We start from the raw sequence: 12,863 nt of genomic DNA on the forward strand, positions 1-12,863 counted from the left end.
CCGCACCGCAGACCTCCGCGCCGGAGGTCGCACCCGCTGCGCGCGTGGGTGCGTCGGCGCCTGCCGCCCCGGCCGCTGGGCACCCCTCGACCGCGTCTGCACCGCGTGCCTCCGCATCCGCTCCCGCCCCGCGCGGATCGGCATCGGCGCCCGCACCTCGTGCCGCGGCATCCGCCGGTCCATCGACGATGTCGGCTGCGGCCGCTCCGGTGACCGACTGGGCCGTCGCTGCGATCCCTTCCGACGATGACGCCCCGCCGCCCGACCCGGGTCCGGCTGCGCTGCCCACGGAGACGCCCGGCCAGTTCGCGGTCGACGACGAGCCCGAAGACGCGGCGACCTCGGTCGCGCGCGTCGCGACGCTCGCGCCCCCGCGTGAAGGAGACGTGCTTCCCTCCACCGAGGTCGTCCCCTCCATCGAGCGAGACGAGGACGAGGACGAGCTCGACGACGAGCCGGATGCCGTCGCCGACGTCAAGGTGCCGCCGACGGTCGCCCCACCGCTGGCTCCGGTGGTCACAACGCGCAACGGCGGAGTCCAGCGCTACGGCGAGGCGGTGGTGCGTCAGGTGCTCGGCGCCACCTTCGTGCGCGAGGAACCCTACGAGCCGCCGACGAGGTTCAGCTAACCCATGTACGACGGCATCGTCCAAGATCTCATCGACGAATTCGGCCGCCTGCCCGGGATCGGCCCCAAGTCGGCGCAGCGCATCGCGTTCCACATCCTGCAGACGCCCAACTTCGACGTGTCGCACCTCGCCGAGCTCCTCAGCGTCGTGCGCGAACGGGTTCGCTTCTGCGAGGTCTGCGGCAACGTCTCCGAACAGGAGCGCTGCTCGATCTGCCGCGACCCGCGCCGCAACCAGACGCTGGTGTGCGTCGTGGAAGACGCCAAAGACGTCGCCGCGATCGAGCGCACCCGCGAGTTCCGTGGCCTCTACCACGTGCTGGGCGGCGCGATCAGCCCGATCGCGGGCATCGGTCCGGACGATCTGCGCATCACTCAGCTCATGCAGCGGCTCGCCGACGGCACCGTGCAGGAGGTCATCCTGGCCACGAATCCCAACCTCGAGGGCGAGGCGACGGCGACCTACCTCAGCCGGCTGCTCCACACGCTCGAGATCTCGGTCACGCGGCTGGCCTCCGGCCTTCCGGTCGGCGGCGACCTCGAGTACGCCGACGAGGTGACCCTGGGCCGTGCCTTCGAGGGACGACGCTCCGTCTGACTCGACGGATGTCGGAACTCCGCCGTAGATTGGCCGTCGGCCGCCTGGCGGCGAGGTGCCGATCCGCGGATGCTGAATCCCGAGGCTGCCTCGATCTGTGCCGCGGCTGCCATCCATCGACGGGAAGAACCATATGAACTCCTCGCAGCGCTTCGACACGCGTGCGTGGCTGCTGTTCGCTGCGATGGCGGTGCTGTGGGGCATCCCGTACCTGTTCATCAGCATCGCCGTGGAGTCGTACTCGCCCGCCGCCGTGGTGGCGGGCCGGACGCTCCTCGGCGCACTGATCCTGCTGCCGTTCGCCCTCAAGCAGAAGGCGCTGCGTCCGGCGTTCGCGAAGATCGGGTGGGTGCTGCTGTTCGGCGCCATCGAGATGGCGGGGCCCTTCCTGCTGCTCGGTCATGCCGAGCAGACACTGCCGTCGGGCCTCACCGGCCTCCTCGTCGCGACGGTCCCGCTGTTCGCCGCGATCATCGCGTTCGGCGGCGGCGACCGCTCGGTCCTGAGCCCGGCGCGCAGCATCGGACTCTTCGTCGGCTTCGTGGGTGTCTTCGTGATCGTCGCCGGCCCGGGGCTCGCCATCGAGGGCGGCGGCGGCCTCATCGCCGTCGGCGAGGTGCTGCTGGTCGCACTGCTCTACGCGATCGCACCGTTCGTCATCGCGACGAAGCTGCGCGATGTGCCATCGCTCGGCTCGATCACCCTCGCCCTCCTCGCGGTGGGGATCTTCTACACGCCGATCGCGTTCCTGACCCAGCACGAGGTTCCGACGGTCCAGGGAACCGTGTCCCTGGTCGCACTCGCGGTGCTGTGCACGGCGCTGGCGTTCATCACGTTCTTCGCGCTGATCGCGCGCGTGGGCCCCGTTCGGGCGCCGCTCTTCACCTACGTCAACCCGGTCGTGGCGATCGTGCTGGGCACGCTGATCCTTGGCGAGCCGCTGACTGTCGGCCTGCTGATCGGTTTCCCGCTGGTCGTGCTGGGGTGCTGGCTCGCGGCGACGGGCGGGCGCCTGCGCGCGGACAAGCCCGGTGCCGACTTTCCGCCCGTGCCGTCTGCCTGAGCGAGCGACTCACGATTCGCCGCACGCCTGACGGGCGCGGCGGCACCGCGACCCGACCGCCTCGGGCGGTCCCCTGCGATCAGACCTCCACCGGCACCTCGTACACCTCGAGCGTGCCGTGGCCGGCTCGCTCGTGGACGCGCTGGATGGCTTCCTTCGACGGGCCGGTCGAGAGGCAGAAGGCCTTGCCCGAAACCGGGTCGAGCCACGCCTTCTCGAAGTGGACGCCTTCCTCTCCTTCGATGGCGAGGTCGGCGTCGTGCGCTGCTTGCAGGCCGGCCTGGTCGACCCCGACGAAACCCTCATGGATATCGATGAATGTGGGCATGATGGTGCCCCCCTCCCCAGCGGCATCGCCCCACGGCGAGCTCAGCGCCCAGTGTCCTCCGGCGGGGGTAGGAAGTACAGGGGTGCACCCGGCGACGCGGGTCTCGATGCTGCGGTACGCGCTCGCAGTAAGCGGGCGCCGACGGCCGCTGTCGACCGTGTACGGCACGATGGCCGGCATCGGTCACCGTGTCAGCGGAGCACCTCGACGAGCGCGACCCACGACACGACGATGGCCGACACGATGGCCAGCAGCGTTGCTGCCGCGGCGATCGTCAGACCCGCCGGCTGCCCGAGGAGGAGGGCGATGGACGCGGCGGCGTAGGCGATGATCGGCGCGAATCCCAGCACCGTCTTGAGAAGGCGCCCGACATGCTCGGGATCGGGGTCTCGCACGATGACGAGGGTCGCGTGCACCTGGAAGATCGCGGCGACGAGCGTGGACGCCCCGATCACCACTCCGTACCAGAGCATGCCGACGCCCGGAACGAGACCGACCCCCGTGACGATGATGGCGAGCACCAGCGCCGCGATCGCCGCGGCGAGGCGCGCGGTCAGTGTGTTCGATTTGATGATCTCGGCGATGTTGACGCTCGAGGCGACGATCACGAGGCCGGCCAGGGCTGCCGTCGCGCCGACCATCGCGACGTTGAACTCCGACCACGCCTCGATCTGCTCCATGCTCGGATGCTAGTGCCGGGACACATGGCGGGAGGCGCATGAGAGCGTCCGTAAGATGGAGCGTCGGGTGAAGTGCAGAAGCTCTGGTGCGGCATCCGTTCTCGCCCCCTGACATACGCGTGGAGTTCGATGTGGCGCTGATCGTCCAGAAGTACGGCGGATCGTCGGTCGCCGATGCCGAGAGCATCAAGCGTGTCGCCAAGCGCATCGTCGACACGCGCCGTGCCGGCCACGACGTCGTCGTCGCCGTGAGCGCGATGGGCGACACGACCGACGAGCTGCTCGACCTCGCCGGACAGGTGGCACCTATCCCCGCTCCGCGGGAGCTCGACATGCTGCTCTCGAGCGGTGAGCGCATCTCGATGGCGCTGCTGGCCATGGCGATCCACTCGATGGGCTTCGAGGCGCGCTCGTTCACCGGAAGCCAGGCGGGCATGATCACGACCGCCGACCACGGCTCGGCGCGCATCGTCGACGTCACGCCGATCCGCCTGCGTGAAGCGCTCGATGAGGGCGCGATCGTCATCGTCGCCGGCTTCCAGGGGTTCAACCGCGACACCCGGGACATCACCACGCTCGGCCGCGGCGGCTCCGACACGACCGCCGTCGCCCTCGCCGCAGCACTCGAGGCCGACGTCTGCGAGATCTACAGCGACGTCGACGGCATCTTCACCGCCGACCCTCGCGTGGTGCCGAAGGCCCAGAAGCTGAACGTCGTGTCCGCGGAGGAGATGCTCGAGCTCGCCGCGAATGGCGCGAAGGTGCTGTACATCCGCGCCGTCGAGTATGCGCGGCGTCATCGCGTGCTGATCCACGCCCGCTCCACGTTCAGCTCGAGCGTGGGGACCTATGTGCTCGGCCCGGGGATGAGCATCCCCGAGGGCGAAAAGGGAGAAGAGATGGAAGAGCCGATCGTCGCCGGGGTCGCCACCGACCTCGGACAGGCCAAGATCACCGTCATCGGCGTGCCGGACGTGCCGGGTAAGGCGGCCGAGATCTTCAAGGTGATCGCGAAGTCCGGTGCCAACGTCGACATGATCGTGCAGAACGTGTCGGCCGCCGCGACCGGCCGCACCGACATCTCGTTCACCCTCCCGAAGACCGACGCCGCGACGGCGCTCAAGGCGCTCGTCGGCGACCAGTCCGACATCGGCTTCGAGAACCTGGTGCACGACGACCAGATCGGCAAGCTGTCTGTCGTCGGTGCGGGCATGCGCACGCACTCGGGCGTCTCCGCCACGCTGTTCGAGGCGCTGAGCGTCGCGGGCATCAACATCGAGATGATCTCCACCTCCGAGATCCGCATCTCTGTGGTGGTGCGCGGCGACGACCTCGCCGAGGCCGCCCGCGTCGTGCACACCGCCTACGGCCTGGACGGCGAGGGCGAAGCCACCGTCTACGCCGGCACCGGCCGCTGATCCCCGTGCTCTCGGGCCTCGCCCTTCCGGTCGACCTCCCGACGCGGGCCGGCGTCGTCACGCTGCGCACCGCAGGCACCGAAGACCTGGACGCCCTCATGGCGCTCCTGTCGGACGACCCGATCAGCGCCGCGCGCGGCGACAGCGGCCTCGAGGAGAACCGGCCGGCGTACGCGCGCGCTCTGGAGCGGATCGCCGCCGACCCGGCCAACGCGCAACTCGTCGCGGTCTCGCACCGCCGGATCGTGGGCACGATGCAGCTGACCGTGATCCCGGGGCTCGCGCGTGCCGGTGCGGACCGCCTGCAGGTCGAGACCGTGCGTGTCGCGAGCGACTGCCGCTCCTCCGGGATCGGGGCGGCGATGATGCGCTGGGTCGCCGACGTCGCCGCACCCGCGCTGGGAGCGACCCTCATCCAGCTCACCTCGGATGCCGCGCGTGCCGACGCCCACCGCTTCTACGAGCGCCTGGGCTACACGCCCTCGCACGTCGGCTTCAAGCTGCGCATGCCGTCAGCCTGATCGCAGGCACGCGAGCGAGCGGATGCCGCGACCCACGGCATCCGTCGCACGACAGATGTAACGGCGGACCGAGGCGCCGGTGCACGGCGGTAGAATCGCCGAAACCCGCGCGTCCGACGGTGCCCGCGCGTCCGCTTCACGCTCGTACCCACGCTGAGGACTCACCCATGACCCGCATCTCCGATTCAGGACTCTCCGTCGCCGTCGTCGGCGCCACCGGCCAGGTCGGCGGCGCGATGATCGACATTCTCGAGGAGCGCGGGTTCCCGGTGCGGGAGATCCGCGCCTTCGCGACGGCCCGTTCGGCCGGATCCGACGTCATCTTCCAGGGCAAGGCCGTCACCGTGGAGGATGTCGCCACCGCCGAGCTCGACGGCATCGACATCGCCCTCTTCTCGGCCGGCGCCACCGGCAGCCGTGCGCACGCGCCGCGCTTCGCCGAGGCGGGCGCCGTCGTCATCGACAACTCCAGCGCGTGGCGCATGGACCCCGACGTGCCGCTCGTCGTCAGCGAGGTCAACCCGCACGCGATCGCCGAGGCGCGCAAGGGCATCATCGCGAACCCCAACTGCACCACGATGGCCGCGATGCCGATCCTGAAGGTCCTCGATGCCGAGGCCGGTCTCGAGCGTCTCATCATCAGCACGTACCAGGCTGTCAGCGGCTCGGGTCTCGCGGGCGTCCAGGAGCTCCTGGGTCAGCTCGAGGGCGTCTTCGCGCAGGGCGACGTCGAGCGCCTCGCCCGCGACGGCGCGGCCCTCGACTTCCCGCAGCCCGAGAAGTACATCGCGCCGATCGCGTTCGACGTCATCCCGTTCGCCGGGGACCTCGTCGACGACGGGCTCAACGAGACCGACGAGGAGAAGAAGCTCCGCAACGAGAGCCGCAAGATCCTCGAGCTGCCCGAACTGCGCGTCGCCGGCACGTGTGTGCGCGTGCCCGTCCTCACCGGACACTCGCTGTCGATCAACGTGGAGTTCGCGCGCGACATCACGCCGGACCGCGCGCGCGAGGTGCTCGCCTCCGCGCCCGGTGTGAAGCTCGAGGAGGTTCCGACGCCGCTGCAGGCCGCCGGCACCGACCCCAGCTACGTGGGCCGCATCCGTGCCGACCAGTCCGCGCCCGAGGGCAAGGGTCTCGTGCTGTTCATCTCGAACGACAACCTGCGCAAGGGAGCGGCGCTCAACGCCGTGCAGATCGCGGAACTCGTCGCGGTCAATCTGGGCGTCACCGCCTGACCGGCGCTCCGACGACTCCAGGGGGAGCGGATGCCGCGAGCCGCGGCATCCGCTTCCCTCCCTGTTCGTCCGTCGTATATGCACGCCCCGCGCGGCGGTTCGCGTACATATACGACGGACGAAGCAGGGGGGTGGCGTGTGAGGGCGTGGGAACGAGCGTCGAGAGACGCGAGCGAGCGGCGGGTGCGCTTGTCGTTGCGGCAAGAACACCGAGACTTTCCGGAGAGGAGCGCCCGCCCGGTCAGGGGTGCTTTCCGGCGGAACTAGAATCATCTGGTGACCGAAACGCCCTCCGACGCCCTGCCCAGCCCTGACGACAGCGATCTCCCCACGGGGACGGTCGACGTTCTGCTCATCGGCGGCGGCATCATGAGTGCGACGCTGGGCACGCTGCTGCAGCAGCTGCAGCCCGACCTCAAGATCGCGGTCTTCGAGCGGCTGAGCGATGTCGCGCAGGAGAGCTCGAACCCCTGGAACAACGCCGGCACCGGCCACGCGGCGCTCTGCGAGCTCAACTACATGCCCGAGGGCAAGGACGGCACGGTCGACCCCGCGAAGGCGATCTCGATCAACGAGCAGTTCCAGCAGAGCCGCCAGCTGTGGTCGTCGCTCGTCGAAGCCGGCGTGCTCGACGCCCCGTCGACCTTCATCAACTCGACCCCGCACATGACCTTCGTGCGGGGCGAGAAGGATGTCGCCTACCTTAAGAAGCGCTACGAGGCCCTGAAGGACGAGCCGCTCTTCGCAGGCATCGAGTACAGCGAGGACTCGCGGGTCATCAACCAGTGGGCACCGCTGCTGATGCAGAAGCGCCGCAAGGGCGAGCCGTTCGCCGCCACCCGGATGCCCGCAGGCACCGACGTCGACTTCGGTGCGCTGACCCACCAGCTCATGGACAAGCTCGCCGAGAACGGCGCCGACGTCCGCCTCAACACCGAGGTGCGCCGCCTGAAGCGCCTGCCCGATGGCACCTGGCGCGTCAAGTACCGTCGCACCGTCGGCCGCACGCCCGGAGAGATCCGCGCGAAGTTCGTCTTCGTCGGCGCCGGCGGCTGGGCGCTCAAGCTGCTGCAGCGGTCGGGCATCCCCGAGATCGCCGGCTATGGCGTCTTCCCGATCGGCGGGCAGTTCCTCAAGACCTCGAACCCGGCCGTCGTCGCCCAGCACAAGGCCAAGGTGTACTCGCAGGCATCGGTGGGCGCCCCGCCGATGTCGGTGCCGCATCTCGACACCCGTGTCGTCGACGGCGAGGCGTCCCTGCTCTTCGGCCCCTTCGCGACGTTCAGCCCGAAGTTCCTCAAGAGCGGCTCGTGGTTCGACATCGTGGGCCAGGTGCGCCCCCACAACCTGGGCCCGATGCTCAAGGTCGCGTGGGACAACCCCAGCCTCATCACGTACCTCGTCGGCGAGCTGCTGAAGAACCACGCCAAGAAGGTCGACAGCCTGCGCGTCTTCATGCCGACGGCCAAGGACGAGGACTGGCACATCATCCAGGCCGGCCAACGGGCCCAGGTGATGAAGAAGGACCCGGAGAAGGGCGGCGTGCTGCAGTTCGGGACCGAGGTCGTCACCGGAGCGGACGGCACGATCGCAGGTCTCCTGGGTGCGTCGCCGGGCGCATCGACCGCCGTGTCGATCATGCTGGGCCTGCTCAAGACGTGCTTCCCCGACCGCATCGACGCGTGGGAGCCACGTCTGCGCGAGCTGATCCCGACGTACGGCGACACGCTCAACGCGCGTCCCGAGGTCGCGGAGGAGCTGCTCGGCGAGACGGCGGAGGCGCTCGCCCTCACCGCGTAGTCCGCCATGAGGCTGTGGTCGCTGCATCCGTCGATCCTCGACCGCGCAGCTCTGGTGGCGTGCTGGCGCGAGGGGCTCCTCGCTCAGGCCGTGCTCGCGGGCAACACGCGCGGCTACACGCGGCACCCGCAGCTCGAGCGGTTCCGGGCGGTCGACGAGCCGCTCGACGCGATCGGCCACTACCTCAGCGGCCTTCGTGCCGAGGCGGCAACGCGCGGCTACTCTTTCGACGGCTCACGCGTTCTGCGACCGGATGCCGCGGCCCCCGGCATCCCCGTCACCTCCGGCCAGCTGAGCTTCGAGCTGGGCCACCTGCGCGCCAAAGCGTCCCTCCGCGACCCGGAGTGGCTGCCGCGGGTGCCCGATACCGCCACGCCGGCGCCGAGCTTCGTCGAGCGCCCCGGGGCGATCGAGTCATGGGAGCGTGGAGTGGCCAGCTCCTGAATCCGTCCCACCGGTCGCGCGGGGGCTGCGGCGGACGGTGCCGCCGCCACCGACTACGCTCGATCCGTGGCCAAGCTCTACTTCCGCTATGGGGCGATGAACTCCGGCAAGTCGACGTCGCTTCTCCAGGCCGCGTACAACTACGAGGAGCGCGGGCAGCACGTCCTGCTCGCCAAGCCTCTCATCGACACCAAGGGTGCCGACCAGATCGACAGTCGCCTCGGCGTCAAGCGCACGGTCGACTTCCTCGTCGGTCCTGACGACGACATCCGTACCTTATTCGCCGAGCATCGCGCGCGGGTGAGGGCGGATGCTGCGGCCACCCTCGTCCCGGAATCCGAGGAGCACGAGGTCGATGTCGCATGCTTCCTCATCGACGAGGCGCAGTTCCTGACCCGCGAGCAGGTGGACGACCTGCTGCGCATCGTCGTGTTCGACGGCGTGCCCGTGCTGGCCTACGGCATCCGCACCGACTTCCAGACGCAGGCGTTCCCCGGCTCGGCACGGCTGCTGGAGCTCGCCCACAGCCTCGAAGAGCTCAAGACGATCTGCCGCTGCGGTCGCAAGGCTCTCTTCAACGCCCGCCTCGTCGGGGGCCGGTTCGTGTTCGACGGTGACCAGGTCGCCATCGATGAGCTCAGCGCGGACCGCGTCACGTACGAGTCCCTGTGCGCCGAGGACTACCTGCGTGCGTCCGGCGGGCGTTTGGAATGACGCCCCGGCGGACGGCGCTCAGGCGGTCTCGGGGGCGCGTCCGCGGCGGCGGGGGAGCGGCACCAGCATCGAGGTCGCGCGCTGGTAGTCGCGATAGGCCGGGTACTTCGCGGCCGAGATCGACTCGGTGAAGATCGTCGAGCCGATGAAGAGCACCGTGAGCAGCGCCGGCCCCGCGATGGTCCAGTTGAGCCAGCTCCCGCCGTCGGCGACGAGTGCCACCGCGCCGAGCGCGTAGAACGCCCACCACTGCGCCTGCTCGAAGAAGAAGTTCGGGTGGCGGCTGTAGGCGAACAGGCCCGTCGTCAGGAAGCCCGGCTCGAGGGTGCCGCCGGCCGCCTTCTTGGCCCGGTGGAAGGCCCATTGCTGCTGGTCGGCCACGGTCTCGCCCACCAGGAACGCGGCGAAGATCACCGAGAACGCGGCATCCCATCCGTTGAAGGGCGTCGGGTGCTCCCACGCGATGTAGGCGGGCAGCGTGATGAGCACCAGGAGAGCGCTCTGGAACCCCACGATGAAGAGCAGGTTGAACACCTGGAACTGCCAACGCTTCATGCGCCCGCGCAGGACCGCCCAGCGGTAGTCCTCCATGCCGGTGTAGCCGCCCTTGCGGGCGAAGTTGAATGTGAGCCGCACACCCCACGCCGTCACGAGCACGGCCATCACGACGAGCCTCGTGGCGTCGACTCCCGCGGCGAGGGCCGCTGCGGCGAAGATCCACACGTAGATCACCGGCACGATCGACCAGATCCGGTCGATCCACGACGTCTCGTTGGTGATGAGGGAGGTGATCCAGCAGAACGCGGCGGCGACGCCCGCGACGATGAGGACGAGGGGGAGGGGTTCCATGGGGTCAGAGTATTGGTCCAGGACCACATCCCGCGTCACTCCGCTTGTCTGTGGTAGGACCACACGTTATCGTGGTCTGACCACACCATGCACTTCATAGAGGAGGGCATGCGGATCCGACATCGATGAGGAGATCCGTGGCAGGGACCCCGACGACGCCGGCGCTCGCGCCGGCCCGCGCCTGGCGCGTCGTGCTCGAGAAGATCGAGACCGACCTGCTCGATGGCATCCTGCGCCCCGGCGACCGGCTCCCGCCCGAACGCGAGCTCGCAACGACCCTCGGGGTCGGCCGTTCCAGCGTGCGCGAAGCGCTGCGGGTGCTCGAGGTGATGGGTCTCATCCGCACCGGCACCGGTTCGGGACCGACGTCGGGCGCCATCATCATCGCCACGCCGGAGGGCGGCATGTCGGCCCTGCTGCGACTGCAGGTTGCCGCGCAGGGGTTCCCCTTCGATGACGTCGTCGCCACCCGCCTCGTGCTCGAATCCGCCGTGGTCGACGCTGTGGCAACCGATCCGGCCCTGTCGACGGCGCGCGCCCGCGAGGTGCTCGAGGCGATGGACGCCGCCGGCCTCACGGCACCCGAGTTCCTCTCGCTCGACGCTCAGCTGCACCTCGCTCTCGCCGAGGCATCCGGCAACGTCGTGATCGCCGCGATGATGGCGGGCCTGCGCACGGCGATCGAGTCGTACGTGCAGGCGGGCGCCGCCGGCATTGCGGAATGGGATGCCGCGGCCGACCGCCTGCGCCACGAGCACCACGCGATCCTCGACGCCGTCGACGCAGGCGATGCCACTCGCGCCCGCACGCTCGTCCATGACCACATCGTCGGCTACTACTCATCGGCAGGCCTCGCCCGCTCCGCGCCCGCCGACTCCGTCCTCGGTTCCGCTCCGGCGGATCCGACCTCCTGAAAGGCACTCCCATGGTCCAGCGCCAGCTCCCCAAGCCTGCAGAGCTGCTCGAGCTCATGCAGTTCAAGAAGCCCGAACTCGACGGCCGCAAGCGCCGGCTCGAGGCGGCACTCACGATCCACGACCTGCGGACGATCGCCAAGCGCCGCACGCCCAAGGCGGCCTTCGATTACACCGATGGCGCCGCCGAGGGCGAGTTCTCGCTCGCCCGCGCGCGCCAGGCGTTCGAAGACGTCGAGTTCCACCCCGACATCCTGCGGCCGGCGGAGCACGTGGACATGTCCACCGAGATCCTCGGGGGTCCGTCGGCGCTGCCCTTCGGCATCGCGCCGACCGGCTTCACGCGCCTGATGCAGACGGAAGGCGAGACCGCCGGTGCGGGTGCGGCCGGGGCCGCCGGCATCCCCTTCACGCTCTCGACCCTCGGAACCACCTCGATCGAGGACGTGAAGAAGGCGAACCCGCACGGGCGCAACTGGTTCCAGCTGTACGTCATGCGCGATCGCGAGATCTCGTACGGGCTGGCCCGCCGCGCCGCGGCCGCCGGGTTCGACACGCTGCAGTTCACGGTCGACACCCCGGTCGCCGGCGCCCGCCTGCGCGACAAGCGCAACGGCTTCTCGATCCCGCCGCAGCTGACGCTGGGCACGATCATCAACGCCATCCCCCGGCCGTGGTGGTGGTACGACTTCCTCACCACGCCGAAGCTGGAGTTCGCCTCGCTGTCGACCACCGGCGGCACCGTCGGCGAGCTGCTGGACGCCGCGATGGACCCGACGATCAGCTACGACGACCTCGCGATCATCCGTGACATCTGGCCGGGCAAGATCGTCGTCAAGGGTGTGCAGAACGTCGCCGACTCGAAGCGCCTGATCGACGCCGGCGTCGACGGCATCATCCTGTCGAACCACGGCGGGCGCCAGCTCGACCGCGCGCCGATCCCGTTCCGGCTGCTGCCCGAGGTGGTGCGCGAGGTCGGCAAGGACGCGACCGTCATGGTGGACACCGGCATCATGAACGGCGCCGACATCGTGGCGTCGATCGCGCTGGGCGCGAAGTTCACCCTGATCGGCCGTGCGTACCTCTACGGCCTCATGGCGGGCGGGCGCCAGGGCGTCGACCGCACCATCGCCATCCTCCGCAGCGAGATCGAGCGCACCATGAAGCTGCTCGGCGTCTCCACCATCGCCGAGCTCGAGCCGCGCCACGTGACCCAGCTCACGCGGCTGATGCCCCTCGCGGGCGCACCGGCCGAGGCGGTCGGCGGTGGCGCGCCGCGCGTGCGCGTCGCGTCCGGTGCGACGGCGCGGGCTCCGCGGACGACGGCGAACGGCAAGGCGGATGCCGCGGCATCCCGCCCCGCGAAGACCACGGCGGCGAAGAGCACGAAGGCCTGAACTCGTCTCGTCACCCGACGCCCGGTCGTTGAGCGAGCGAGGAACGAGCGAGACGAAACGCGCGGGACCCGGCGCAGTCGCGCAGCCCGGGGCGTTTCGTCTCGGTCGCTGGCGCTCCCTCGCTCAACGAGCGTGGCCTTCCTTCGGTCGTTGAGCGAGCGAGGAACGAGCGAGACGAAACGCGCGGGACCCGGCGCAGTCGCGCAGCCCGGGGCGTTTCGTCTCGGTCGCTGGCGCTCCCTCGCTCAACGAGCGTGGCCTTCCTTCGGTC

General features: G+C 69.8%; 13 protein-coding genes and 1 pseudogene. 11 read left to right on the forward strand and 3 right to left on the reverse strand.

Annotated elements, in window-relative coordinates; genetic code table 11:
- The 3 genes and pseudogenes from ACI3KY_RS18900 to ACI3KY_RS18910 form a co-directional block, all read left to right on the forward strand.
- Positions 1-629, forward strand: a pseudogene (locus tag ACI3KY_RS18900) (DNA polymerase III subunit gamma and tau); the annotation flags it as partial.
- 3 nt (positions 630-632) lie between these two features.
- Complete coding sequence (gene recR / locus ACI3KY_RS18905) at positions 633-1,226, forward strand: recombination mediator RecR (RefSeq protein WP_194413307.1); 594 nt, start codon at positions 633-635, stop codon at positions 1,224-1,226.
- A 133-nt stretch (positions 1,227-1,359) separates the two neighbouring features.
- On the forward strand, positions 1,360-2,289 hold the full coding sequence (locus ACI3KY_RS18910) for a DMT family transporter (RefSeq protein WP_404931676.1): 930 nt from the start codon (positions 1,360-1,362) through the stop codon (positions 2,287-2,289).
- 79 nt (positions 2,290-2,368) lie between these two features.
- Here ACI3KY_RS18910 and ACI3KY_RS18915 read toward each other — a convergent pair whose 3' ends face one another.
- Both ACI3KY_RS18915 and ACI3KY_RS18920 read right to left on the reverse strand, forming a co-directional pair.
- The gene (locus ACI3KY_RS18915; protein WP_404931677.1) at positions 2,369-2,617 is read right to left on the reverse strand and encodes an SCO4226 family nickel-binding protein; all 249 of its coding nucleotides are present in this window, start codon (positions 2,615-2,617) and stop codon (positions 2,369-2,371) included.
- A 191-nt stretch (positions 2,618-2,808) separates the two neighbouring features.
- Positions 2,809-3,297, reverse strand: coding sequence for a hypothetical protein (locus ACI3KY_RS18920; RefSeq protein WP_404931678.1), 489 nt, complete (start codon positions 3,295-3,297; stop codon positions 2,809-2,811).
- A gap of 131 nt (positions 3,298-3,428) precedes the next feature.
- Here ACI3KY_RS18920 and ACI3KY_RS18925 point away from each other — a divergent pair, with 131 nt between their 5' ends.
- From ACI3KY_RS18925 to ACI3KY_RS18950, 6 genes are all read left to right on the forward strand, one after another.
- Entirely contained in the window at positions 3,429-4,715 is a 1,287-nt protein-coding gene (locus ACI3KY_RS18925) for an aspartate kinase (protein WP_404931679.1), read from the forward strand.
- Between the two features lie 5 nt (positions 4,716-4,720).
- A complete protein-coding gene (locus ACI3KY_RS18930) occupies positions 4,721-5,236 on the forward strand; it encodes a GNAT family N-acetyltransferase (RefSeq protein ID WP_404931680.1) in 516 nt (171 codons plus the stop codon).
- Between the two features lie 167 nt (positions 5,237-5,403).
- A complete protein-coding gene (locus ACI3KY_RS18935) occupies positions 5,404-6,474 on the forward strand; it encodes an aspartate-semialdehyde dehydrogenase (RefSeq protein WP_404931681.1) in 1,071 nt (356 codons plus the stop codon).
- Positions 6,475-6,774: 300 nt separating this feature from the next.
- Positions 6,775-8,274, forward strand: a complete 1,500-nt coding sequence (locus ACI3KY_RS18940; RefSeq protein ID WP_404931687.1) for a malate:quinone oxidoreductase — start codon at positions 6,775-6,777, stop codon at positions 8,272-8,274.
- Positions 8,275-8,280: 6 nt separating this feature from the next.
- Positions 8,281-8,718, forward strand: a complete 438-nt coding sequence (locus tag ACI3KY_RS18945; RefSeq protein WP_404931682.1) for a pyrimidine dimer DNA glycosylase/endonuclease V — start codon at positions 8,281-8,283, stop codon at positions 8,716-8,718.
- Between the two features lie 66 nt (positions 8,719-8,784).
- The gene (locus ACI3KY_RS18950; protein WP_404931683.1) at positions 8,785-9,432 is read left to right on the forward strand and encodes a thymidine kinase; all 648 of its coding nucleotides are present in this window, start codon (positions 8,785-8,787) and stop codon (positions 9,430-9,432) included.
- Positions 9,433-9,450: 18 nt separating this feature from the next.
- Here the strand turns inward: ACI3KY_RS18950 and ACI3KY_RS18955 are convergent, their stop codons facing one another.
- Positions 9,451-10,281, reverse strand: coding sequence for a DUF1295 domain-containing protein (locus ACI3KY_RS18955; protein ID WP_404931684.1), 831 nt, complete (start codon positions 10,279-10,281; stop codon positions 9,451-9,453).
- A gap of 137 nt (positions 10,282-10,418) precedes the next feature.
- On the opposite strand from ACI3KY_RS18955, the gene ACI3KY_RS18960 reads away from it, so the two are divergent.
- Both ACI3KY_RS18960 and ACI3KY_RS18965 read left to right on the forward strand, forming a co-directional pair.
- Positions 10,419-11,195: a FadR/GntR family transcriptional regulator gene (locus ACI3KY_RS18960; RefSeq protein ID WP_404931685.1), complete on the forward strand. Its 777-nt coding sequence runs from the start codon at positions 10,419-10,421 to the stop codon at positions 11,193-11,195.
- A gap of 11 nt (positions 11,196-11,206) precedes the next feature.
- Entirely contained in the window at positions 11,207-12,592 is a 1,386-nt protein-coding gene (locus tag ACI3KY_RS18965; RefSeq protein WP_404931686.1) for an alpha-hydroxy-acid oxidizing protein, read from the forward strand.
- Positions 12,593-12,863: the final 271 nt, after the last annotated feature.

Source organism: Microbacterium sp. ZW T2_14, assembly GCF_044987405.1.
GTDB lineage: Bacteria > Actinomycetota > Actinomycetes > Actinomycetales > Microbacteriaceae > Microbacterium.

Bases quoted from the DNA above. Each gene is read 5' to 3' on its own strand.
- recR (WP_194413307.1), top strand. From the start codon at position 633: ATGTACGACGGCATCGTCCAAGATCTCATCGACGAATTCGGCCGCCTG.
- ACI3KY_RS18910 (WP_404931676.1), top strand. From the start codon at position 1,360: ATGAACTCCTCGCAGCGCTTCGACACGCGTGCGTGGCTGCTGTTCGCT.
- ACI3KY_RS18915 (WP_404931677.1), bottom strand. From the start codon at position 2,617: ATGCCCACATTCATCGATATCCATGAGGGTTTCGTCGGGGTCGACCAG.
- ACI3KY_RS18920 (WP_404931678.1), bottom strand. From the start codon at position 3,297: ATGGAGCAGATCGAGGCGTGGTCGGAGTTCAACGTCGCGATGGTCGGC.
- ACI3KY_RS18935 (WP_404931681.1), top strand. From the start codon at position 5,404: ATGACCCGCATCTCCGATTCAGGACTCTCCGTCGCCGTCGTCGGCGCC.
- ACI3KY_RS18945 (WP_404931682.1), top strand. From the start codon at position 8,281: ATGAGGCTGTGGTCGCTGCATCCGTCGATCCTCGACCGCGCAGCTCTG.
- ACI3KY_RS18955 (WP_404931684.1), bottom strand. From the start codon at position 10,281: ATGGAACCCCTCCCCCTCGTCCTCATCGTCGCGGGCGTCGCCGCCGCG.
- ACI3KY_RS18965 (WP_404931686.1), top strand. From the start codon at position 11,207: ATGGTCCAGCGCCAGCTCCCCAAGCCTGCAGAGCTGCTCGAGCTCATG.